The sequence below is a fragment of the Acinetobacter sp. CFCC 10889 genome (assembly GCF_003268395.1).
Taxonomy (GTDB): domain Bacteria; phylum Pseudomonadota; class Gammaproteobacteria; order Pseudomonadales; family Moraxellaceae; genus Acinetobacter.
In genome coordinates this window covers 1-22,769 of record NZ_LQXQ01000054.1, presented here as the reverse complement: position 1 = coordinate 22,769, position 22,769 = coordinate 1, and the positions used below count along the sequence as shown (strand labels likewise).

Below are 22,769 nucleotides of genomic sequence, written 5' to 3'. Positions count from 1 at the left end.
ATACACCACCATTATTGTTAAAATTTATAATATTTTTCCCGTATTGAAATGTTACAAATATTAATAACCAAGCTCTACCATCAGATTAAATATTGCTTTTTTAGCGATAAAAGCTAAAATTTTACAGCATTATTTTTTATGTAGAATGCATTAAAAGAAAACCAAATAAAGAGTAAACTAATGAAATTAAATGAAAAACAACAAATCCAAACCAGCAAATTTCTCAGTCTTGTTCTACGCCATAAACCCGAAAGTATCGGCATACAACTTGATGCAGAGGGTTGGACAGACGTGAATATTTTACTTCAACAAATGATCAAACATAAAAATCCACTTAAATTGAATGAATTAGTCGAATTGGTATTGAGTAATAATAAACAACGTTTTCAATTGTCTGAAGATCACAGCAAAATTCGTGCTGTACAGGGACACTCTAGTTCGCAAGTACAACGTGAATATCCAGCCATCACTCCACCTGATCTGCTTTATCATGGTACAGCCTCACGTTTTATTGACAGTATTTTAGACCAAGGCTTGATTGCAGGTGATCGACATCATGTACATCTATCAGCAGATCTCACCACTGCCAAAAAAGTTGGACAACGACATGGCAAAGTTATGATCTTATTGGTTAATACCAAACAAATGCATACAGATGGTCAGCTATTTTATCAAGCTGAAAATGGGGTGTGGTTAACAGAACATGTGCCTGTGCAATACTTAACATTATTAGAGTAATCGACTTTAAATGCACCCAATATACAGCCTAAAAATCACATTCACTCGACAATATTAAACCAATCATTTATAAGTAAAATAATATTTAAAGCTTAAATTCCATCTAAAAAATTGATGAATAATATCCACATGCCCATTCAAAAAAGTTCTTTTTTCACCCTACCCTTTGTGCGTTTTGTTTTCGGCTACTGCACACTTGCGATCATATTGGTATGGTCTATTGATATTCTACAAAGTTTTAAAATTGAAACGACTATTTCCCTGTGTGTATGCTGTTTTGCATCAAGTTTGATTCATTATTTTGATTATCAACATGTCAATAATACTGAAAGTGATATTCGCTTTCAAAATCTAAAATTGCACTTTTGGATTGCGGTGATTTTTCTCGCTATTTTACCTTTGGTTGTGAATAAAAAAGTTGAAGCGATTTGGTATAATGTTGACAGTCAAGCGCAGTATAGCCAAACTTTAAGCAAGGGCTTTTTAGATTTAGACGAAGCTCGTCTACCCAACCATAAGCAACCCATACAAACCGTTGTTTTCACTCAGCAGCAATCCACGCCTGTCATTTGTGATTTAATTAGCCGCAAAAAATGTCCTTATACCGAACAATTTGGGCAAATCGTAAATATCAGTTTAAGTACACGACGAATTTTACCCTACCAGCATGAACCTATTATTTTTGAACTAAAAACACCAAATTTTCATTATACAAAACAACAGCATATTAATTTTTATAAAAAACAACAGTGGGCGGTATATGCTTATTTTTTACTGATCTATTTTCCAAGTTTATTTTTATTTTTCCGAATGCGAAAAGTACTGCTTGCCCATTATTTTACACAAGTAAAATCTCATTCATCCCTTACATCGCAACATCAGGTATAAATTGAAGTTTAAAAAAATCACTTAGGCTATTTATCCCAATGGTAAAGCTGTGGTGAATTTAATTTTCTGCAATGGTATTTCAGTTTTGACATTTTGAATGCCCGAAATTTTATTTAAACGTTGAATTTGAAATTTACGATATGCATCTAGATCTGCAACCACAATGCGTAAAAAGAAATCACAATCCCCTGCCATGAGTTGACATTCAATAATTTCAGGAATATCCATCACAGCATCAATAAAATGGTTAACCGTTTTTTCATCCTGACCTTTGAGCCAGATTCGTGCAAAAACTGTTAAACCCAAATCGACTTTTTGTGGGTCGATCAACGCTGCATAGTGATGAATTACACCCGCATCTTCAAGCTGTTTCACACGGCGTAAACACGGTGATGCAGATAATCCAATCCGTTCAGCCAACTCATTATTTTGTAATTTTCCATCTTGTTGCAAAGCTTGCAAAATTCTTCGATCAATCGCATCCAGTTTCATTAAATTTCACTTTTTAGAATATTATTGTCAATATTTTATTTTTCTCAGTTAATTATTTCAATATTTAAAAATATTTTAGACAATTTAGCGAAAAATTCTACATTTATCAGCATAAAATAGCATATTCAGAATTTTCTCTGTTTAGTCTTATTTGAGTCATTGTCATGTTCACGTTCAAAAATACATCGAAAACATTGAGTTATTCACCTGATTTTCAGGAGTTTTTACGTGGTCTCAAAGTCTCAATTCCACTCTTACTTGGTATTATTCCATTTGCCTTAGTATTAGGTGCGCAAGCAACACAAAAAGGGTTTTCTGTTCTCGAAGTGCCTTTACTCACAGGTTTAAATTTCGCAGGCGGCTCTGAATTTGCCATTTTGGAGGTTTGGACCAATCCACCTAATATTATCATGTTGATGTTCATTACTTTTTTGATTAATAGTCGACATTTGTTAATGGGCGCAAGCTTAGTTCCTTATTTACGCCATTTACCCAATAAAACAGCATTTTCAGCACTATTTTTTATGTGTGATGAAAGTTGGGCTTTGGGCTTGGCTGATGCACAAAAAAAGCAAACGAGTGTGGCAATACAACATGCTTTTAGTTTGATGTTTTATGCAGGTCTTTGTTTTGCCTTATATGTGATGTGGATTGGGTTTACGGCTTTAGGAGCATGGATCGGTCCAATGCTGGGTGATATTAGCCGTTTTGGTTTCGATATGGCATTTCCTGCGGTGTTTTTAGTCTTGTTACGAGGAATGTGGAAAGGAATGCGTGCGGCTCGTCCATGGTTAGTCAGTTTAGTTGCAGCAGCATTGGCGTATCACTTTTTGCCTTCTAGTTGGTATATTCCTGTTGGCGCAATCAGCGGCATCACTTCCGCTTTCTTTTTGGTAGGAGATGATGAATGATTCATTCAGCAACATTGATTGCCATTTTATTTATTGCTGCAACAACCTATTTGACCCGTATTTTAGGGTATATATTATTGAAAAATAAAACATTGAGCAATAAACAACGTAAAATTATGGAAGTTGTACCTGGTTGCGTACTGATCTCTGTGATTGCACCTTATTTTGTACGCGACAATCCTTCTGATCTGATCGCAATTGTCATTACTTTACTTGCTGCATCTCGCTTTTCATTATTGCCTACAGTTATCATCAGTATGTTTTCAGCCGCACTTTTGCGACTGATTTTGGTCTAATCACTGACATATTATAGTTCTGTAAATGGGTAGATTTAAATCAGGCTACCCAACTCTCATTATTTTAATATATAAATTAAATTTCATTTGCTACAAAATAAAATTATGTGTCATAATGACACTATATAAATGGTTTGAAAAACTAACCCCTTATATCTAAAACTCATCATTTTAAAATATTAGATATGAAAATTAAATCACATTAAAATAATGTTATTAATAAATAACTTAAAAATGTTTTTATTTTCAAATAAGCATATAAATGAAGTGAGTCTTTGATCACTAATACCTTTTTAATACTACTTAAAAGAGAGTAAAAAAAATGCAAACTATTTTTATTTTTGGTAATGGAAATTTATCTTTTGAAGATTTTTCCAAATATTATCAACCTGTACTTGAGCAGTACATAGATCAAAATGATACAAACTTCATCTTAGGCGATTTTCGAGGTGTTGATACCTTAGCGATGGAATGGCTCAAATGTAGATCATCAAATGTGAGTATTTACCATTTAGGAAATCGCCCCCGTTATAGCCCTGACCTATTTAAAACCTATGTGTCTGATTGGAACTTTAATGGCTTTTATTCAACAAATCTAGAACGAGATTTAGCAATGGTCAAAGATTGTACTCACTTTTTAGGCTTCGACTTTAATACAGATCGAAATCGAATTAGCGGTACACATAAAAGCATACAGAGTTGTTTTAAACAAAAGAAGATTCGCCTAATACCTGAAAATACATTTTAAATCAAAAATTTAAAAATAATTAAAGGCTATTTCTAAATACACAATAGCCTTTAAAAATTTACTTGAGATATATTATCTGCTTAAAAAATTTTGCTTTAATAATTGTACTAATTCACTACTTTGCCCTTCCAAATTTTTCACTTTACTGGTGGTTTGCTCGAGCAACTCACTTTGACCATGCACATTATTGGCTAAATCATGCATAATTTTCAAAGTTTTAGCTAAATGCTCCTCATGATGAATCAAACGCTTTTCTTGTTCAGCCAATACTTGTTCAGTTTGAATCGCTTGTTTCTTTAAACTAATCACTTGCCATAACAATACAAGGATCGCTAAAAATGCCAACCCCATACTAATTAAAAAAATACTCATACATTCCCCCTTAATTTTTTAGTTATTTTAAAAAGCTCGAAATCTTTATTTAAAAATAAAAAGACTCACATAAATCCAACAAACGGTTCGCATAACCCCATTCATTGTCATACCAAGCAAAAACTTTTGCCTGATGACCGACCACCATAGTTTGGGTTAAATCCACCACCAAAGAATAAGGTGAATGATTAAAATCACTCGACACCAAAGGCTCATCCGTAACAGACATGATTTCAGCATAATCATACTTTGCAGCTTTAATCAGTGTCTGATTGATCAGATGTGCTGTAACGGGTGATTTTGAAATAAAAGTTAAATCAATCGCAGCAACATTAATGGTGGGAACACGAATCGAAAAACCATCAATCCGCCCATCCATTTTTGGCATCACTTGTTTTAAAGCGCCTAAAGCCGAAGATGTGGTCGGAATAATATTTTGACCAGAAGCTCGAGCACGACGCAAATCCCGATGTGCATGATCTAAAACAGATTGATCGGCGGTCACCGCATGAATTTCGGTCATTAAAGCCGTATCAATCCCAAAGGTATCATCAATAATTTTTACTAAAGGTACTAAAGCTTGTGTGGTACATGACACACTGGAAATAATTTGATCCGTTGCTTTCACATCATGGTGATTGACACCATAAACAATCGCAGCATCCACTGTGTCAAATGGTGCAGCACCGATAATGACACGTTTAGCGCCAGCTAGAATATGTTGAGTTGCAGCTTCACGAGAACGGAAAAGACCTGTACATTCAAGCACGATGTCTACACTTAAATCTTGCCACGGCAATAATTCAGGTTTCGGCTGTCTTAAAATTTGAACACGAAGTTTGGTTTGACGTGCGTCGATACATAAATAAATCTTGTTATTTTCTTCTTCAATATTTACAGCACCATCAAAACGACCATGGGTTGTATCGTATTTAAATAGATGGACTAAGGTTTCAACATCTGCAACATCATTGATCGCTACGATTTCAAAATGGAATGGTTTTGGATTTTCAAACCAAGCTCGGAGTACGTTTCGTCCAATTCGCCCAAATCCGTTAATCGCCACACGTTGCATCGTTGATCCTTAAAGTTGAAACAAGGGATTTCATGCTTATGTTATCGGATTTCTTGGCTTTAGGGAGGATATTTGTCAAAATGAATTAGAAATATTCAACTTAAAAACAATACAGCAACTTTTGATAAAATTGAGAATTTTAAAATGGTGAATTTAAAACAAGTCTTATATCTTTTCTTAGCTTCTATCATTTTCTCAAGCCCTACACTTCATGCAAAACCAATTTATATTTCTTGCGATATGCAACAAAGCTTAAAGCTTATTCAAAAATTCCATCTCTTATCCGATCTAACGATAAAACATGAGGAAATTGAAAATCGCGCTGATTGCATTCAACTCAATGATTCACACATACTCATTGCAACAGCCAATATAATTGAAACAAAACAAGATGTTTATCAAATGAATCTTGATTTAATTGACATGAACAAGCAAAGACTATTGATGCACTATCAACATCCTCAGTTTATTTCGGAAGCGAATGGTAAATTTTCATCAATCAAATTTGATCGTACACCTTATTCAAACATCAATAATGAAAAGATCATTGGATTAAAAACTCATCTCTACAATATCGGTGAGCACAGCTATGACTTAGATAAATTCAATTTATTCCGTATTATTTACAATCAATCTTCTGTCAAAAACAATAAAATTCAATGGGTTTTAAAAAATTTAAATACTCAAATCCAATCGAGCTGGCGACCTACGCATGGTTGTGATGAAAGTACTAGTGATGAAATAAAAAGTATTTTTATTCTGCAAAATACTCAGAATCATCAATTACAAAATATTTTACTCAAACAAACTAAAAAGTCTGTCGATACCGACGAAAAATGTAAAACCAAACGAGTCAATCAAACACAGCAACAATTGTTAAAATTTAATGGTGAGTCTTATCAAATCGACAGAACACAATTGTTGTATTCGGATGATTTGAAAGATGAATAAAATAATAAAGTGAAAATTTCTGATTTAAATTTTTTCTATTACGACAACAGAACGGATTAGCATCCGTTCTATTATCAACAATCTGCGTAAATTCAATTTGAAGTGTTAATCGACTTCCAACACCATCGCAGCACCGATACCACCCGCAGCACATGCCGTAGTTAAAGCCACACCACCGCCACGACGTTTCAACTCATGCACAGTCTGACCAATCACACGCCCGCCCGTTGCCCCAAATGGATGACCATAAGCGACTGAGCCACCATTGACATTGAGAAGATCGAAATTCACCTCACCCACCGCATGCGAACGGTTTAATACTGTCTTGGCATAACTGTCTGAAGCTAAACCTTTAATATTACACAAGACCTGACCTGCAAAAGCCTCATGCATATCAATCAGTGTCATTTCAGCAAGTGGAATCCCTGCTCGTTCCAATGCAATTGGCGCTGCCAATACAGGTCCCATCAACAAATCTTCTTTAGGTGTTTTCGCAGCAAAGGCATAAGAACGAATATAACCAATCGGTTCAAAACCTAAAGCTTTGGCTTTGTCTTCACTCATCAACAAAACAGCCGAAGCACCATCCGTCAACGGGCTTGCATTACCTGCTGTCACTGTACCTTTGCCCGAAAGATCAAAGACAGGTTTTAATTTGTCATAAGCTTCACGTTTCGGATTTTGGCGGACAAGGTTATCTTCTTTTAGGGTTTTTCCTGAACTCAATGTTGCTGTCAGCACTTGCTGATCTAAGTAGCCTTGTTTCCACGCATTGTCCGCATTAAAGTGTGATTTAAATGCAAGATCATCTTGCTCACTACGGCTGATGCCCCATTTTTTCACCATTTGTTCACAACTTTGCCCCATGGTTTCATGGGTGGAATATTCTGTAATCGACGGTTGTTGTGGCAAAATATCACTCGGACGTAATGCGGACAGTAATTTCAAACGATCTTTCAGCGTTTTGGCAAAATTGACATCACGCAATGTTGAAGAAAATTTTGCAGACATGGGTAAACGCACACTACTGGTCGAATCTGTTCCACCTGCAATAATAATGTCCGCATTGCCCGCCAAGATCGTTTCAGCCGCACTGGTGATGGTTTGAAAACTGGTCGCACATGCCCGAGTAATACTATAAGCATCAACATTTTCCAAGCCTGCCTGTAAAGCAATCTCACGGGCAATAAATGGCGCTTCTGGAATCATCACGGTCATGCCAAAAACCAATTGGTCGATGTCATCTTTATTTAAATTATTGCGTTTGATCAGCTCATTGACCACCATTACGCCTAAATCAATCGCATTCAAATCTTTATAGTGTGTTGCAATACGGGCAAATGGAGTACGCACCGCATCCACAATGGCAATGCGTCCATGCTTATTAGATAACTCTACTTTACTGTTCACTTTTGTTCCTTAAAATTATTTTAATCAAAATGACGATAACCGAGAGTAAAGTGCAGTGTGTTTATTCAACAATGGCTGAACTGACAATTCTGGCTGATATTTATGTGCATCGTAATAAGGAATAAAAATTAAACTCTCCAAATATACTCAAGGTGATCGTGAGTTCATCCTTAAATAGGATACTCAATAATATCAACTTGATGCATCACGATTTCAACAAATCAAGAGGATTTTAAAAATTCAACTTCATGTAGATAAAAACCATCAATTCACCTGAAAGCCATTGGTACAATGGTGTTTTTCCGTTATACTTTGGCGTTTTAAAAATTTAAGCCCGTGTGTTAACTGAGCATTTCAATCAGACTGAGTTACACACTTTTAGCCAATAGAAAATTATGGAGTGACTTGGTTGTGAGTACTCGTTTTATGACAACTGCTGAAATACGTGAAGCATTTTTGCGTTACTTTGAATCGCAAGGACATACACGTGTCGCGTCGAGTTCACTTGTACCCGCCAACGACCCTACTCTGCTGTTCACCAATGCAGGGATGAACCAATTCAAAGACTGTTTCTTAGGTCTTGAAAAACGTGACTATGTACGCGCAACCACTTCACAGAAATGTGTTCGTGCTGGTGGTAAACACAACGACTTAGACAATGTCGGTTATACCGCACGTCACCATACCTTCTTTGAAATGTTGGGTAACTTCTCTTTTGGTGATTACTTCAAACATGATGCAATCCGTTTCGCTTGGGACTTTTTGACTGGCGAAGAATGGTTAGCATTACCAAAAGATAAACTCTATGCCACTGTTTATCATACCGATGATGAAGCATTTGACATTTGGAACAAAGAAATTGGTTTAGATGCAAGCCGTATCATCCGTATTGGTGATAACAAAGGTGAAAAATACGCATCAGACAACTTCTGGGCAATGGGTGACACAGGTCCTTGTGGCCCATGTTCAGAAATTTTCTTTGACCACGGTGATCACATCTGGGGTGGCTTACCTGGCTCACCTGAAGAAGATGGCGACCGTTTCATTGAAATCTGGAACAACGTATTCATGCAGTTCAACCGTACTGCGGATGGTGTATTGCATAATCTTCCTGCCCCTTCTGTCGATACAGGTATGGGCTTAGAGCGTATTTCTGCGGTTTTACAACATGTAAACTCAAACTACGAAACAGATCTATTCCAACACTTATTGAAATCTGCTGCTGAAATTATCGGTGTAGATACGTCTGAAGTAGAAGCTGCTGCAAAAGAATCAGGCAAACCTGTTGAATACCCTGCTTCACTTAAAGTGGTCGCGGACCATGCACGTTCTTGCTGCTTCCTGATTGCGGATGGTGTGAATCCTTCAAATGAAGGTCGTGGTTATGTACTGCGTCGTATTATCCGTCGTGCTGTACGTCATGGTAATAAAATGGGCGCAACTGGTACATTCTTCTACAAAATGTTGCAACCTTTGATCGACGTGATGGGCGAAGCCTATCCTGAGCTTGCTGAACGCCGTCAAGTGATTGAAACTGCATTGATCCGTGAAGAAGAACAGTTTGCAAAAACCTTAGAGCAAGGTTTGAAATTGCTTGAAGGTGAATTGGCGAACTTAAAAGGTAATGTGATTGCGGGTGAAACAGTATTTAAACTTTATGATACCTATGGTTTCCCAACAGATTTAACCGCTGATATTGCACGTGAACGTGATTTAACCATTGATGAAGCTGGTTTTGAAATTGAAATGGCTGCTCAACGTCAACGTGCCCGTGATGCAGGTAAATTCGCTGTTGATTACAACTCTATTGTCAAAGTAGATGGCGAAACTCAGTTTGATGGCTACGATGCAACTCAAGGTCAAGGTCAGATTGTTGCAATCTACAAAGATGGCGAACAGGTTGATGAAGTTGTTGAAGGTGACGAAGCCCTCATCGTATTGAACCAAACACCTTTCTATGCAGAAAGCGGTGGTCAGATCGGTGATACAGGTATTTTCAAAAACGATACAGGTATTTTCGAAGTTCAAGATACTAAAAAATCGGGTGGTGCATTTGTCCATCAAGGTATCGTAACCATGGGTAGCTTAAAAGCAACTCAAGCAGTTGAAGCGATTGTCAAAGCAGATATCCGTGAAGCAACTGCACGCAACCACTCTGCGACTCACCTTCTACATGCAGCGTTACGTCAAGTGCTTGGCGAACATGTACAACAAAAAGGTTCTTTGGTTGCATCTGACATTTTACGTTTTGACTTTGCCAATGACCAACCTGTGACATTTGCTCAAATTCAACAAATTGAACGTATTGTCAATGCTGAAGTGATTGCCAATACTGCGGTTTCTACTGAACTTTTAGACATCGATGCTGCCAAAGAAAAAGGCGCAATGATGCTGTTCGGTGAAAAGTATGGCGATGAAGTACGTGTACTTTCTATGGGTACAACAAAAGATGAGAAAAACTTCTCGATCGAATTGTGTGGTGGTATCCATGTAAAACGTACAGGTGATATCGGTCTATTCAAAATCACTTCTGAAGGTGGTGTTGCTGCGGGTGTACGTCGTATCGAAGCGGTTACAGGCACGAAAGCACTTGAAACTGTACAAAAAGTGGATGCAGACATTGTTCACATCAATGATTTGTTAAAAGCGCAAAAAGACCAAACTGTAGAAAAAGTTGAACATTTAGCTGCCAATGCATCAAGCTTACAAAAGCAAATTGAGCAACTGAATCAAAAACTTGCAAACTTCCAAGCTGGTGAACTTCTAAGTCAGGTACAAGAACTTGCAGGTCGTAAAACTTTAATTACCACTGTAGAAAATACAGATGCCAAAGCATTACGTAATTTACATGATGGTGTGAAGTCTAAACTTGACAATGCGATTATTGTGATTGCTGGTGTGGATGCTGATAAAGTCAGTTTGATTGCTTCTGTAGCAAAAGAATTCACTGCAAATCTAAAAGCGGGTGACATCATCAAACACTTAGCGACAGAGCTGGGTGGTAAAGGTGGTGGTAAACCTGACATGGCTCAAGGTGGCGCACCGTATAGTGATCAATTAGCAACTGTAATGACCAATTTAACAACTTGGATTGCAGAAAAATAATCGATTTAATATTTCATTATTCATCAAGGCTTTGTGTCTGCTCTTGCAATGCAAAGCCGAACAAAAGGCTGAAAATGCTTTTTAAAGATATTTGAAATATAAATTTGACCTTTTTACTATGTCGATCAAAAGATTGTAATCAAATTTGTTTATAATCAAATCAACATAAAAACAACCTGTAAAACTCGGATTCTTTTTTGAATTCATAGCCATTCGCAGGATGAAAATAATGGCGTTAAAAAGGTGAAGTGACATTTCACCCACCTTTTCAACACTCTGTATCCGTAGAAACTTCAGCTTTTATTTTCACTGAAGTTTGCGTACGACGTGGTATTTTGAAGTTTGTTTATTTTCGGCTTCAAATATGTGTAAGTGTTAAGTCATTTGACTTATTTACTTGGTAAGGATAGTTATGGCACTAATCGTTCAAAAATATGGCGGTACTTCAATGGGTACTCCTGAGCGCATTTTAAATGTTGCTCGTCGTGTAAAGCGTTGGCATGATCATGGTCACAAAGTGGTTGTGGTTGTATCAGCAATGAGTGGCGAAACCAATCGCCTGCTTGCTTTAGCGAAAGCCATTACCGAAACCCCTGATCCACGTGAACTGGACCAAATGGTGTCTACAGGTGAACAGGTAACGATTGCAATGTTGTCTATGGCACTCAACTCGATTGGTGTTGAAGCAAAATCACTTACAGGTCGTCAGGTCGGCATTAAAACGGACAGCGCTTTCACCAAAGCACGTATCGAATCTATTGATACAGATGTTATGACCAATCATCTTGATGCAGGTCGTGTGATTGTCGTTGCAGGTTTCCAAGGCTTTGATGCTGAAGGAAATACCACAACACTTGGTCGTGGTGGCTCAGATACATCAGGTGTTGCGCTTGCTGCTGCACTCAAAGCAGACGAATGTCAAATTTATACAGATGTGGATGGTGTATATACCACTGACCCACGTGTCGCTCCAAAAGCGAAAAAAGTTGATCGCATTTCTTTCGAAGAAATGCTTGAAATGGCATCACTTGGTTCTAAAGTTCTTCAAATTCGTTCTGTTGAATTTGCAGGAAAATACCAAGTGCCTTTACGCGTATTATCAAGTTTTGATAATGACGATGATGGCGCATTCGACGAAGAATTTAAGAAAAACGTCGGAACACTAATCACCACTGAAGCGGAAGACAACATGGAAAATCCTATTATTTCAGGTATCGCATTTAACCGTGACGAAGCAAAATTAACAATTCTTGGTGTTCCTGATGAACCAGGAATCGCTTCTAAAATTTTGTCACCGATTGGTGCTGCAAATGTTGAAGTGGATATGATTATCCAAAACGTTGAAGAAGATGGTACAACCGACTTTACATTTACGGTCAACCGTGGCGAATTGAAAAAAGCTAAAGCCATTTTAGAAGATACTGCTAAAGCGATTAATGCACGTGAAGTTGCAACACGTGATGACATCGTCAAAGTATCAATCGTAGGTGTAGGCATGCGTTCACACGCAGGCGTTGCAAGCAAAATGTTTACTGCACTTGCTGATGAAGGTATCAATATCTTGATGATTTCAACTTCTGAAATCAAAATTTCAGTGATCATTGAAGAAAATTATTTAGAACTTGCTGTTCGTACATTACATACAGCATTTGGCTTAGATCGTGAACATGGCGAATCTAGCACACGTGCTTAAAATTTGATCAAAATTAACCAATTATTGGCAATTTTGACCTAGAAAATGATAGAGCCACTATAGTTTTTTATAGTGGCTCTGTTATATTAAGTGCTGAGGTTGTAAAAAAATTTCGCCAGAGTGATTTAAAGTGAAAACTTGATCACATTATTCTGTTAAAATGCTCTCTGTTTTCGAGGTTGCTTTCTAAAGAAATTCATTGCAGGTTTAGCGTTTTGCAAGGAGATAAACATGCTGATTCTGACCCGTCGTGTCGGAGAAACTTTAATGATTGGGGATCAAGTCAGTGTAACTGTGCTTGGTGTCAAAGGTAATCAAGTGCGTATTGGTGTAAATGCACCAAAAGAGGTTTCTGTCCATCGTGAAGAAATTTATCAGCGTATTCAACATGAACGCGCTATGCACGAACATCTGCAACATATTGATCAAGATTATCAACCTTCATTTGAAGAAGATAATTATGCCCAACAAAATAATGACAACTTTAATCGTTAAGTTATTATAGATTGGGAAAGTATAAAGCGGCTCTCGAAGCCGCTTTAAATTTTTTAAAACAAAGAAAAATACATCTCTTTTTACATGATTATTCAATTAATTTTAATGCTTTTTTGACAGGTGCATAGCTTCTGCGATGCTGATCAATCACACCATGTTCTTCAATCGCTGCAAAATGTGCTTTGGTCGGATAGCCCTTATGTTTAGCAAATCCATATTGTGGATATTGTTCATCAAGCTCAATCATTTCACGATCGCGTGTTACTTTTGCAAGAATACTCGCCGCACTGATTTCAGCATGCAATGCATCCCCACCCACTACTGCGTCACAACTCATGAGCAAACCTTGTGGTACTTTATTACCATCAACACGCACATGCTCAGGTACAAGTTTTAAGGCTTCTACAGCACGGCGCATTGCAAGTAAAGAAGCCTGTAAGATATTCAGCTCATCAATCTCGGTATGCGATGCTTCTGCAATCGCCCAAGCCAAGGCTTTTTCTTGAATTTCTTTAAATAACTTTTCACGTTTTTTTTCAGTGAGTTTTTTAGAGTCATTTAAACCTTCAATCGGATTATTTGGATCTAAAATCACAGCTGCAGCTACGACTGATCCAACCAAAGGTCCTCTACCTGCTTCATCTACACCAGCAATTAACATTTTGTTTTCACCCAATAAAAAAAGAGGCTGAACCAGTCAGCCTCTGTATATTGTAACACAAATTATTTTACAGCTTCTGTTACACAAGCATTGATGGTTTTAGTCACAGCATTAGATACAATCGTTGCACGTGCATTTGGATCAATGGCAGCTGTTGCCAAGTCTACAGCTGTTACGCTTTGTGGTGCTTTTTCACTGACACAGCCACAAATTTCACCTTGAACATTGGTTTTTTGCTCAGCCGTCATTAACTTAGTCGCAGTCTGCCATGCTGGTAAATTATTCAATTCCGTTGTACATTTTGCATTAATTGCAATTTTCATTGCTGCTGTACCTAATTGTTGTGCTGTCGGTGCAGTTGATGTGCCACCTGTTGTGCCCGATGGTGATGCACAAGCGGTCAAAACCAAAGCCAATGGTGCAAGAACTGCAATCAATTTTTTCACAATATTTTCCTTGTTATGAAAATTTAGTGTGCGTATTGTGCCGAAAGTCACATTTAGTTTAAACCTCTAATTTTCGGTAAAAATGTAATTTTAAGCAATTTAGGCTATTTTCAAACCATTTCAACTTTATTTTCATTGAGCGTTGCAAATACAAAACAATTCGTTGAATTTTTAACGCTGATCTTTACTTAAAAAATGAATATGATGTTTTTAAACAAATGTATGGAACATCATCCAATGTCACAAAAATCAAAATATTACACGAGAACAGCTCAGTGGCTACATTGGCTGATGGCGATTATTTTTATTGTTGCCTATATCATTGGTTTTTACAGTGGTAATTTTTTAAGCTATGAGGTCGATGGTAGCTTTAAAGGCAATGTGATTACCCTACATAAGAATATTGCTTCTGTTTTAATCTTTTTAGTTATCATCCGTATTTTTTGGCGTTATACCCACCCTGCACCTGAACTACCAGATAGCATGTCGCCAAGCATGAAAAAAATGGCGCATTTAGGTCATCTAGGTTTGTACTTTATGCTGTTGGCACTGCCAATTACAGGCTGTTTGTTTAGTTGGAGTGCTGGACATCCTGTACCTGTATTATATCTCTTTGAAATTCCAAAACTTGTACAAGATAATCCTGACTTGACTGCAATTGTAAAACCTTTACATATTTATATTTCTTGGGCAGCAGGTTTATTGCTCATCGGTCATATTGGTGCAGCGTTAAAGCATCACTTCATTGACAAAGATAATGTGTTAAAAAGTATGACTCGTCAGCATGACTAACTATATGCAAATGAAAACAATATGGTTTTAGGGAATACTAAAACCCACTATTTTTAAAAATAGCCCTACAATCAAAATCACAGGTGCAAAAATAAAATCAATCAAGAAGGCTTTCACTAAGCCTTCTTTTTGCATGGGGATTTTCTGTTCTTGTGTTAAAGTTAAATTAAAATATTCAATTTGATGGCTTTGTGCAGCTAAATTTTTAGGGAAATGTGCCAGAGTTTCCACACATACAGGATGTTTCAATTTAAAATTTTGCAAGTTTTGATTTAAAATATCTGCATAATATTGTGCTTTTGCACGGGTATAATTTTCATCATCACCAATTTCCCGAATCTCAACATCCATCACAGTTTGTTGATCTGTATGAAAAACCGAAGACTTCTCAGGAAGAATAGCGAATATATTTGAAGCTGTTGCAACAATTAAGGCTTTTTGATCTGATTGACATTGTGTCGTTTTAAAATGCTCTGCCAGTGCAATTTGAGTTATACGTTGATGCAGCAACTCTGTATATTCTTTTTGATTTAATTGTGATAAATACGGCTGTAGAAAAGCGCCATGCGTCGCCAATAATATGCCAAAACATAACAGATGAATCACGAGATAAATATAGAGAAATTTCATTGTTTAAATTTTGATATTATCAGATTTAATTTAAAAGCTTTTATTTTATCCATCAAATCAGTTTGAGCATCAAATGGATAAAGCAATAACAGCATATTGCTTTATCCTATTCTACAATTTCTACAATCAATTTAATGCAACAATTTGCTCAGACCATTTTTGCTTTTCAGCAGCTGAAATAAAAGACGCTTCAAATGAGTTTTGTGCAAGCTGTTTCAATTCTGCATGACTTAAATCCAAAGCCTCTGCAATCGCAAAGAAATTATCATTCATATAACCCCCAAAATATGATGGATCATCTGAATTTACGGTCACATGCACACCCTGCTGTAACAAACGCTGAATGTTATGTTGAGCCATATCATCAACAACACATAATTTTAAATTACTCAGCGGACACACCGTTAAAGGCATTTTTTCAGCAATTAAACGTTCAAGTAGTTTCGGATCTTCTTCAGAACGTACCCCATGATCGATACGATTTACTTTTAAGAGATCCAAAGCTTGCCATACATACTCCGCAGGACCTTCTTCACCCGCATGTGCCACGATCAAAAAGCCTGCTTCACGAGCTTTGGTAAAAACACGCTCAAATTTTTCAGGTGGATGCCCCACTTCACTTGAGTCCAATCCCACGCCAATAATTTGATCTTTATAAGGCAACGCCTGTGCTAAAGTTTCAAATGCCGCTTCTTCAGTCAAATGCCGTAAGAAACACATGATTAAATGTGAACTAATGTTTAATTTTTCACGAGCATCATCACAAGCTCGTTGCAAACCATTGATCACTGTTGCAAATGCTACACCACGATCTGTATGAGTTTGAGGGTCAAAGAACATTTCAGTATGTACCACATGATCCTCTGCACATTTTTCAAAATATGCCCAAGCCAAATCATAAAAATCTTGCTCATGAATCAGTACAGCCGCACCTGCATAATAAATATCTAAAAATGATTGTAAATTATGAAAGTTATAAGCTTGTTTAACTTCTTCAACAGATTTATAAGGAATATCAATCTGGTTACGTTGAGCAATTGCAAACATGAGTTCAGGCTCAAACGTTCCTTCAATATGCACATGCAATTCTGCCTTTGGCAAAGCACGTATGAGTTCATTTCTATTCATGTTGTATCCTCAAATTTCCAAATAATATTTACATTCATTTCAAAATAAAAAAGGGTGCAAACTGAGTTTACACCCTTTTCCTAATACAGAAAATTAACCACCAAAGGCAACAAATTTAATCACCCAAAGTACTGCAATAATCCATACCATATACGGTACAGTTGCAGCTTTACCTGTGAATAATTTCACCAATGCATAGCTAATAAAGCCCATCGCAATACCATCTGCAATTGAATACGTAAACGGCATAAATACGATAGTTAAAAATGCAGGAACAGCCTCTGTAATGTCATCCCATTCAATATTAGTAATACCTTGAATCATCAAAACACCAACAAATAACAAGGCTGGTGCTGTTGCAAAACCAGGAACTGACTGTGCTAAAGGTGCAAGGAATAAACATGCAATGAATAACAAACCCACCACAACCGCTGTCAAACCTGTACGCCCGCCTGCTGCAACACCTGCCGAAGATTCGATATAAGGTGTTGTTGATGAAGTACCTAATGCAGCACCTGCTACAATCGCAGTAGAGTCAGCAAATAACGCCTTTTTCAAACGTGGTAATTTACCATCTTTCAGTAAGCCCGCACGATGTGACACACCAACCAATGTCCCTGTTGAGTCAAACAAATCGACAAGGAAAAATACGAAAATGACACCAATTAAACTAGCAGTAAATAGACCTTCAAAATCCATTTGCATGAATGTTGGTGCAATAGATGGAATCGAACCGACTACACCTTTAAATTCGTTATAACCTAATACTGTAGATAATGCAGTAATCACTAAAATACTAATGATGATCGCACCACGCACTTTAAAATGATGCATGACAACTACAAGGAAAAAGCCGAATAAAGCCAACAATACAGTTGGTTGTTTTAAATCACCCAAACCAACCAAAGTTGCCTGATTATCCACAATAATTCCCGCATTTTTTAATGCAACCAAGGCAAGGAATAAACCGATCCCACCACCAATCGCAAACTTTAATGACATCGGGATCGCATTCACAATTGCTTCACGGATTTTAAACATACTGATCGCAATGAAGATCAGACCTGACATAAATACTGCTGCTAAAGCTGTTTGCCAAGGTACCCCCATACCAATACACACCGAATAAGTAAAATAAGCATTTAAGCCCATACCTGGTGCAAGTGCGATTGGATAATTTGCAACGATACCCATCACAAGACAGCCTATCGCCGCAGCTAAACAAGTTGCCACAAATACAGCCCCATGATCCATCCCTGTTTCAGAGAGAATTAATGGGTTCACAATGATGATGTAACACATCGTTAAAAATGTGGTTACACCTGCAAGAATTTCAGTTCTGAACGTAGTTTTGTTCTCACTGAGTTTAAATAAGCGTTCAAGCAAACCCGCAGAAGGATTTGGAGTCGTCATTATTGAGCCCCTAAGAAAATTGAGCTATGTGTTGATAACTTTTGCGTATAAATTAAATCAGCATTATCAAAAAAACTTGCATAACACTGTTCATTTACAACGAAAATGACAGAGATGAGTAAGATTTTGAACTAAAAAAGCTGCAAAAATGCAGCTTTTTATACATTTTCAGGATTACTTGAAGAGCAACCTGTTCTTGATCTCAATACGATTGGCAAATTATATCATATTGTTTATTTATTTTTTAAAAATCCCCAATCCCATCCGATAATTTGAAGATTACTTTGTTAATGCCATATTATTATGAGGATTATTTTCTACAGTTAAAATGGTTTTATTGGCTTCTTGAATCAGCTGCAACATATTCTGTTCTTTACGCTTATTACTATCAATATACGCCCAATATCCAACAAGAAGGATTGCAGTAATCGAAAATAGTGTGATGATCTTAACCATAAGGTTCTTATTTATCGAGAATTTCATCTATTTTAACACCAAAACTGTGACATATTTTGCATTTATTTAAATTTACTAAAGAATATTTTATTATATGCTCAAATAATATTCTTTCTATATATTAGCCAAATGTATTTAAAGTAAAAACTTAATAAAATAATAGCATTAAAACAACAATTTAATCCACACAAAACACAACATATTAAAATAATATTTTTAAATACATAAAGATAAATTAAACTAAATTATTATTGTTTAATTATGATTAAAAATAGCAATAGAACAAACTTAAAAAATTTAAATAGAAAGAAATTAGTTTAAATAATGCATTTGTGGAAATGTGTGTGCAGGATGAACAAACATGTCATACTGCCAAAGATCAAACATTGGGATTTTCACATCTAAAGCCAAAGGTAATTTCTTAGGATTAAAATGCATGTGCTTTAAATCCTGTCCCCACGCAATCAAATCAATATCCAAAGAAATATGATGTGATGGGCGTACTCGCCCAGAATCAGTTTCCATTTTTTTAAGCAATGCAGTCATCTGTGCAACAGACAAATGGCTACGCAATAAACATGCTGCATTCCAATAATCCTCACCGATCTGATCTCGGCAAGGAATCAAATAAATATTGGAAAAAGTCACTTCACCCAAATCTGCAATCTGTGCAAAAGCATCTTTAAAATGTTGTTGTGGCTGATGATTACTCGCCAGTGCGAGGGCAAAAATCGTTGCGGTGTCGTTCAAGACGAATTCCTACAGAATTTGCTTGCGGGATGATTGCAGGCTTACGGATGCTAATCATAATAGATTCAATTGCGGGAAAGGTAGTAAAAAGTGCATTCAACACCAGTTTCGCAGCGTGTTCGATTAATTTTGGGGCAGCATCCTGAATCACTTTGGCTGAAATTTCACAGATTTCTGCGTAATTAAGCGTATCTACTAATTCATCCGAATTTGAGGCTTTTTCCAAATTGGTCTGTATGGTCAAATCCAACATCAGTGGTTGAATGATTTGACGCTCCCAATTAAAGCATCCGACCACAGTATCGACTTTTAAACCTTCAATGATAATTGCGTCCATGAATGTTTCCTTAGAATCCCCCTAAATCCTCCTTTATAAAGGAGGTCTTTCCAACTCTCTAATTTATAATATAAAAAAGCCCCTTCCTGAATCAAATTTTAAGCACTGCTTTAAAATGTGATGCAAGAAAGAAATTTAAGTTGGAAAGGATGGCTTAATCTATAAATTTAACTAGAAAATCACTGTTTTAACAATGTTGCAGGATCAAGATTTTGTACCATTTGCAAACGTTGATCTGCATAAATATCAGTATATGGTGCTAAAATTCGCATGAAGCGATCAAAATACAACATTTGTTTAAAGAGCAAAGCAAAATCACGTGGGAAACGGATACCATGACGCTCACCGACTGCCACCATATCAAGCATAATGTCATTGAGATCAGAAGGATTCGAGGTCATGATTTGCTGTGGATCTGCCAAAAGCACACCACTAAATAGTCGCTCTAAATCATTGGCTAATGTCTTCGTATCTATTTGCTTATCGGTCATCCCCATATTTAGCATGTTTTCCGCCATGGCAGTGTAGTCAGTACGTTGTAATGCATCCATAAATGCCATACATGCTGTCCACACAGTTGGATTTAATTGACCCACGATACCAAAGTCAATAAAACCCACACGACCATCTTCAAGTAGCATCAGATTACCAGCGTGTAAGTCTGCATGAAAACTTTCACACAACATTAAACTACCAAACCATGTGTTCATGGCAGTGATCAAGACTTGTGATGGATCTTTAGCAACTTTTTTCACCACATCAAAATCAGTCAATGGCACGCCATATAAACGCTGCATCGTCAGTACACGGCGAGTTGAGTATTGATGATAAACTTTGGGTGCAGTTGCAGCTTGGTTTTGTGAGACATTTAAATAATTCACAAAATCATCTAAATTTTTTGCTTCTTCAATAAAATCAACTTCACGTACCATACGGGTTTTGATCTCATCGACAATATCTGCCAGTGAAGCAAATTTTACTTTTGGCACAGCTTTTTCAAGCAATTTCGTTGCCCAATGCAGTACATTTAAATCGGTATATAAAATAGTTTCTACACCCGGTTTTTGTACTTTAATAACAACATCTTCACCTGAAACCAGTTTTGCTGCGTGGACTTGGGCAATCGAAGCCGAAGCTAATGGAGTTTCTTCAATTGATGCAAAAATCTCTGACAAATCTCGCCCTGCAAATTCTTGCTCTAAAACACCTTGTACATAACTAAATGGTAAATATGGTGTTTGGTCTAAGCAACCTTGAAATTCCTCAACGTATTCACGTGGAAAAAGCGAAGGTGTACTGGCAATAAATTGACCGAGCTTGATATAAGTTGAACCTAAAGACTCAAAAGTTTCACGCATCAATTTGGCATTACTTGGTTTTTCAGTGGCATATTTAATGCCTGCCTTTGCTGCAATCACTGCCGTTTCACCCACACGGGCAACGGAGCGCAGTCCATCTAAAAAAATATTGTTTTTCATAAGGTCTAAATACGAGCAAATCGTAGAAATAAATTAAGCTCAGTTTAGCAAATTAAATTGGATTTGTAGTATGGCTTGCCTGACAGTTTGCACAATCTTGATCTTTTTCAAAGGCTAAAATTCGTTGTTTCATTGTTAAACCATCCCAAAGTAACAACTTTTGTTTTAAAGCCATCGTATTTAAACCCAAATATAATAATGCATGATGTGCTTGTAAGCTCGCCATTACATTCGGTGTTGTTGCGAGTACGCCTGAGTCAGCACAGCGTAAGCTTTCATTATTATGTTGCTCTTTGGGAAATAGACATTCATAACATGCAGACTGCCCTGCTACCATAAACAATTGCCCTTGAAAACCTATTGCTGAAGCGCTGATGAGCGCAACATTATTTTGTGTACAGACTTGATTAACCAAATAGCGTGTTGTGAAATTATCACAACCATCCAAAACCAAATCTTGTTGGGCAATTAAATATTGTGCATTTTTTTCATCTAATTTCTCAACCAAACTCTCGACATGAATCAATGGGTTAATGTTTCTTAATCGTTTAGCGAGTATGTCTGCCTTATAAAAACCAATATCTTGTTCTGTATAGGCAATTTGTCGTTGTAAATTGCTGATCTCGATAGTATCCGCATCAATCAGCGTGATTTTTCCTACACCTGCCCGTGCAAGTAATTCTGCTGTGGTACAACCGATTCCACCACAGCCTACAATCAAAACATTTGCCAGTTTTAGTTTTTCTTGGGCTTCTAAGTCCCAACCATCAAGTAAAATCTGACGTGAATAGAGCTGCATTTCGGACTCATTTAGCTCTAAATCTGTTGTTAAGTCGTCATTTTGCATCATGAATCTATCCGAAATTGCGCGATCTTTGATTATAGGTAAATTTTTTAAAATATGTGCAGAAGTGTTTTGACAATTGTTGTTTTTTACCCCAAAATTTTCACACTCTTTAACAGCCTAATAAAATCAATAAGTTATAAAACAGTAAAAAACTTTGGGTATTTTATGGTTTTTCAGCCTATCCCTCTGTTATTTTGAAGTTTTATTGCTTAAAATTACTGTTCACTGCCATATAGGCAGCTTAGAAAAAAAATCTCTTAAATTCGGATTAAGACTCGGCGTTCACTGCCATATAGGCAGCTTAGAAAGTATATTGCTATTGGCTTAACTGGCTATAAAGGTTCACTGCCATATAGGCAGCTTAGAAAATCACAGATTCCTATTCTCAAGATTCTAGGCAGTTCACTGCCATATAGGCAGCTTAGAAATGTTAAACTAAACATCTTGATAACTTCCGCTAGTTCACTGCCATATAGGCAGCTTAGAAATGGCGAAACATGGTTTACAAAAAAAGAAATGGGTTCACTGCCATATAGGCAGCTTAGAAAATAACCTAGATTAAGTGACTCGAAATAAGCCTGTTCACTGCCATATAGGCAGCTTAGAAAACCTTAACTGCTGCCTTAACACGATTAAACGCGTTCACTGCCATATAGG

At 36.8% G+C, this 22,769-nt stretch carries 24 protein-coding genes and 1 CRISPR repeat array; of the genes, 10 read left to right on the top strand and 14 right to left on the bottom strand.

Features of this window, described 5'->3' with window-relative positions:
* Positions 1-180 precede the first annotated feature (180 nt).
* Positions 181-738 (top strand): RNA 2'-phosphotransferase, encoded by a 558-nt coding sequence (locus tag AVJ19_RS16720; protein ID WP_111860772.1) that lies wholly within the window; start codon positions 181-183, stop codon positions 736-738.
* 129 nt (positions 739-867) lie between these two features.
* Positions 868-1,626 carry a hypothetical protein gene (locus tag AVJ19_RS16715; RefSeq protein ID WP_111860771.1) on the top strand — a complete coding sequence of 253 codons (759 nt, stop codon included), beginning with the start codon at positions 868-870 and terminating at the stop codon, positions 1,624-1,626.
* Between the two features lie 30 nt (positions 1,627-1,656).
* Here AVJ19_RS16715 and AVJ19_RS16710 read toward each other — a convergent pair whose 3' ends face one another.
* Positions 1,657-2,112: an Lrp/AsnC family transcriptional regulator gene (locus AVJ19_RS16710; RefSeq protein WP_111860773.1), complete on the bottom strand. Its 456-nt coding sequence runs from the start codon at positions 2,110-2,112 to the stop codon at positions 1,657-1,659.
* Between the two features lie 170 nt (positions 2,113-2,282).
* Between AVJ19_RS16710 and AVJ19_RS16705 the strand changes: the two genes are divergently transcribed.
* The 3 genes from AVJ19_RS16705 (at position 2,283) to AVJ19_RS16695 (ending at position 4,073) form a co-directional block, all read left to right on the top strand.
* Positions 2,283-3,029 (top strand): AzlC family ABC transporter permease, encoded by a 747-nt coding sequence (locus AVJ19_RS16705; protein WP_111860770.1) that lies wholly within the window; start codon positions 2,283-2,285, stop codon positions 3,027-3,029.
* Positions 3,026-3,325 carry an AzlD family protein gene (locus tag AVJ19_RS16700; RefSeq protein WP_111860769.1) on the top strand — a complete coding sequence of 100 codons (300 nt, stop codon included), beginning with the start codon at positions 3,026-3,028 and terminating at the stop codon, positions 3,323-3,325. Before AVJ19_RS16705 ends, AVJ19_RS16700 begins: the two co-directional genes overlap by 4 nt.
* A gap of 322 nt (positions 3,326-3,647) precedes the next feature.
* Positions 3,648-4,073, top strand: coding sequence for a hypothetical protein (locus tag AVJ19_RS16695; protein ID WP_111860768.1), 426 nt, complete (start codon positions 3,648-3,650; stop codon positions 4,071-4,073).
* A gap of 72 nt (positions 4,074-4,145) precedes the next feature.
* Here AVJ19_RS16695 and AVJ19_RS16690 read toward each other — a convergent pair whose 3' ends face one another.
* Together AVJ19_RS16690 and AVJ19_RS16685 are read right to left on the bottom strand one after the other, a co-directional pair.
* On the bottom strand, positions 4,146-4,445 hold the full coding sequence (locus AVJ19_RS16690; protein ID WP_111860767.1) for a hypothetical protein: 300 nt from the start codon (positions 4,443-4,445) through the stop codon (positions 4,146-4,148).
* A gap of 49 nt (positions 4,446-4,494) precedes the next feature.
* Entirely contained in the window at positions 4,495-5,520 is a 1,026-nt protein-coding gene (locus tag AVJ19_RS16685) for a type I glyceraldehyde-3-phosphate dehydrogenase (RefSeq protein WP_111860766.1), read from the bottom strand.
* A 144-nt stretch (positions 5,521-5,664) separates the two neighbouring features.
* Here AVJ19_RS16685 and AVJ19_RS16680 point away from each other — a divergent pair, with 144 nt between their 5' ends.
* Positions 5,665-6,471: a hypothetical protein gene (locus AVJ19_RS16680; RefSeq protein ID WP_111860765.1), complete on the top strand. Its 807-nt coding sequence runs from the start codon at positions 5,665-5,667 to the stop codon at positions 6,469-6,471.
* Between the two features lie 105 nt (positions 6,472-6,576).
* Here the strand turns inward: AVJ19_RS16680 and fadI are convergent, their stop codons facing one another.
* Positions 6,577-7,881 carry an acetyl-CoA C-acyltransferase FadI gene (gene fadI, locus AVJ19_RS16675; protein WP_111860764.1) on the bottom strand — a complete coding sequence of 435 codons (1,305 nt, stop codon included), beginning with the start codon at positions 7,879-7,881 and terminating at the stop codon, positions 6,577-6,579.
* Between the two features lie 411 nt (positions 7,882-8,292).
* Between fadI and alaS the strand changes: the two genes are divergently transcribed.
* The 3 genes from alaS to csrA all read left to right on the top strand — a co-directional run bounded on the left by alaS (position 8,293) and on the right by csrA (position 13,174).
* Positions 8,293-10,986, top strand: coding sequence for an alanine--tRNA ligase (alaS, locus tag AVJ19_RS16670; RefSeq protein WP_171334236.1), 2,694 nt, complete (start codon positions 8,293-8,295; stop codon positions 10,984-10,986).
* Between the two features lie 412 nt (positions 10,987-11,398).
* Complete coding sequence (locus AVJ19_RS16665; RefSeq protein ID WP_111860762.1) at positions 11,399-12,679, top strand: aspartate kinase; 1,281 nt, start codon at positions 11,399-11,401, stop codon at positions 12,677-12,679.
* 231 nt (positions 12,680-12,910) lie between these two features.
* Entirely contained in the window at positions 12,911-13,174 is a 264-nt protein-coding gene (csrA, locus tag AVJ19_RS16660; protein WP_111860761.1) for a carbon storage regulator CsrA, read from the top strand.
* A gap of 88 nt (positions 13,175-13,262) precedes the next feature.
* Here the strand turns inward: csrA and rnhB are convergent, their stop codons facing one another.
* Both rnhB and AVJ19_RS16650 read right to left on the bottom strand, forming a co-directional pair.
* Entirely contained in the window at positions 13,263-13,835 is a 573-nt protein-coding gene (gene rnhB, locus AVJ19_RS16655) for a ribonuclease HII (protein ID WP_111860760.1), read from the bottom strand.
* 62 nt (positions 13,836-13,897) lie between these two features.
* Positions 13,898-14,281: a hypothetical protein gene (locus AVJ19_RS16650; RefSeq protein WP_111860759.1), complete on the bottom strand. Its 384-nt coding sequence runs from the start codon at positions 14,279-14,281 to the stop codon at positions 13,898-13,900.
* 237 nt (positions 14,282-14,518) lie between these two features.
* On the opposite strand from AVJ19_RS16650, the gene AVJ19_RS16645 reads away from it, so the two are divergent.
* The gene (locus tag AVJ19_RS16645) at positions 14,519-15,073 is read left to right on the top strand and encodes a cytochrome b (RefSeq protein WP_111860758.1); all 555 of its coding nucleotides are present in this window, start codon (positions 14,519-14,521) and stop codon (positions 15,071-15,073) included.
* A gap of 27 nt (positions 15,074-15,100) precedes the next feature.
* Here the strand turns inward: AVJ19_RS16645 and AVJ19_RS16640 are convergent, their stop codons facing one another.
* From AVJ19_RS16640 to AVJ19_RS16605, 8 genes are all read right to left on the bottom strand, one after another.
* Positions 15,101-15,703 (bottom strand): hypothetical protein, encoded by a 603-nt coding sequence (locus AVJ19_RS16640; RefSeq protein ID WP_111860757.1) that lies wholly within the window; start codon positions 15,701-15,703, stop codon positions 15,101-15,103.
* A 126-nt stretch (positions 15,704-15,829) separates the two neighbouring features.
* A complete protein-coding gene (locus AVJ19_RS16635) occupies positions 15,830-16,831 on the bottom strand; it encodes an adenosine deaminase (protein ID WP_111860756.1) in 1,002 nt (333 codons plus the stop codon).
* Positions 16,832-16,924: 93 nt separating this feature from the next.
* Positions 16,925-18,244: an NCS2 family permease gene (locus AVJ19_RS16630; RefSeq protein ID WP_111860755.1), complete on the bottom strand. Its 1,320-nt coding sequence runs from the start codon at positions 18,242-18,244 to the stop codon at positions 16,925-16,927.
* 279 nt (positions 18,245-18,523) lie between these two features.
* A complete protein-coding gene (locus tag AVJ19_RS22270; protein ID WP_171334235.1) occupies positions 18,524-18,700 on the bottom strand; it encodes a hypothetical protein in 177 nt (58 codons plus the stop codon).
* Positions 18,701-19,012: 312 nt separating this feature from the next.
* Positions 19,013-19,450, bottom strand: a complete 438-nt coding sequence (locus AVJ19_RS16620) for a 2-amino-4-hydroxy-6-hydroxymethyldihydropteridine diphosphokinase (RefSeq protein WP_111860753.1) — start codon at positions 19,448-19,450, stop codon at positions 19,013-19,015.
* The gene (folB, locus tag AVJ19_RS16615) at positions 19,407-19,787 is read right to left on the bottom strand and encodes a dihydroneopterin aldolase (protein ID WP_111860752.1); all 381 of its coding nucleotides are present in this window, start codon (positions 19,785-19,787) and stop codon (positions 19,407-19,409) included. Before folB ends, AVJ19_RS16620 begins: the two co-directional genes overlap by 44 nt.
* A 179-nt stretch (positions 19,788-19,966) precedes the next feature.
* On the bottom strand, positions 19,967-21,265 hold the full coding sequence (locus tag AVJ19_RS16610) for an ABC1 kinase family protein (RefSeq protein WP_111860751.1): 1,299 nt from the start codon (positions 21,263-21,265) through the stop codon (positions 19,967-19,969).
* A 52-nt stretch (positions 21,266-21,317) separates the two neighbouring features.
* A complete protein-coding gene (locus AVJ19_RS16605) occupies positions 21,318-22,112 on the bottom strand; it encodes a HesA/MoeB/ThiF family protein (RefSeq protein WP_171334238.1) in 795 nt (264 codons plus the stop codon).
* Positions 22,113-22,332: 220 nt separating this feature from the next.
* Positions 22,333-22,720: a CRISPR direct-repeat array (repeat unit 28 nt; unit sequence GTTCACTGCCATATAGGCAGCTTAGAAA).
* Positions 22,721-22,769: the final 49 nt, after the last annotated feature.

Coding starts and splice junctions, on each gene's coding strand:
- AVJ19_RS16720 (WP_111860772.1), top strand. CDS start 181: ATGAAATTAAATGAAAAACAACAAATCCAAACCAGCAAATTTCTCAGT.
- AVJ19_RS16715 (WP_111860771.1), top strand. CDS start 868: ATGCCCATTCAAAAAAGTTCTTTTTTCACCCTACCCTTTGTGCGTTTT.
- AVJ19_RS16705 (WP_111860770.1), top strand. CDS start 2,283: ATGTTCACGTTCAAAAATACATCGAAAACATTGAGTTATTCACCTGAT.
- AVJ19_RS16700 (WP_111860769.1), top strand. CDS start 3,026: ATGATTCATTCAGCAACATTGATTGCCATTTTATTTATTGCTGCAACA.
- AVJ19_RS16695 (WP_111860768.1), top strand. CDS start 3,648: ATGCAAACTATTTTTATTTTTGGTAATGGAAATTTATCTTTTGAAGAT.
- AVJ19_RS16690 (WP_111860767.1), bottom strand. CDS start 4,445: ATGAGTATTTTTTTAATTAGTATGGGGTTGGCATTTTTAGCGATCCTT.
- AVJ19_RS16685 (WP_111860766.1), bottom strand. CDS start 5,520: ATGCAACGTGTGGCGATTAACGGATTTGGGCGAATTGGACGAAACGTA.
- AVJ19_RS16680 (WP_111860765.1), top strand. CDS start 5,665: ATGGTGAATTTAAAACAAGTCTTATATCTTTTCTTAGCTTCTATCATT.
- AVJ19_RS16665 (WP_111860762.1), top strand. CDS start 11,399: ATGGCACTAATCGTTCAAAAATATGGCGGTACTTCAATGGGTACTCCT.
- csrA (WP_111860761.1), top strand. CDS start 12,911: ATGCTGATTCTGACCCGTCGTGTCGGAGAAACTTTAATGATTGGGGAT.
- rnhB (WP_111860760.1), bottom strand. CDS start 13,835: ATGTTAATTGCTGGTGTAGATGAAGCAGGTAGAGGACCTTTGGTTGGA.
- AVJ19_RS16645 (WP_111860758.1), top strand. CDS start 14,519: ATGTCACAAAAATCAAAATATTACACGAGAACAGCTCAGTGGCTACAT.
- AVJ19_RS16640 (WP_111860757.1), bottom strand. CDS start 15,703: ATGAAATTTCTCTATATTTATCTCGTGATTCATCTGTTATGTTTTGGC.
- AVJ19_RS16635 (WP_111860756.1), bottom strand. CDS start 16,831: ATGAATAGAAATGAACTCATACGTGCTTTGCCAAAGGCAGAATTGCAT.
- AVJ19_RS16630 (WP_111860755.1), bottom strand. CDS start 18,244: ATGACGACTCCAAATCCTTCTGCGGGTTTGCTTGAACGCTTATTTAAA.
- AVJ19_RS22270 (WP_171334235.1), bottom strand. CDS start 18,700: ATGGTTAAGATCATCACACTATTTTCGATTACTGCAATCCTTCTTGTT.
- folB (WP_111860752.1), bottom strand. CDS start 19,787: ATGGACGCAATTATCATTGAAGGTTTAAAAGTCGATACTGTGGTCGGA.
- AVJ19_RS16610 (WP_111860751.1), bottom strand. CDS start 21,265: ATGAAAAACAATATTTTTTTAGATGGACTGCGCTCCGTTGCCCGTGTG.
- AVJ19_RS16605 (WP_171334238.1), bottom strand. CDS start 22,112: ATGCAAAATGACGACTTAACAACAGATTTAGAGCTAAATGAGTCCGAA.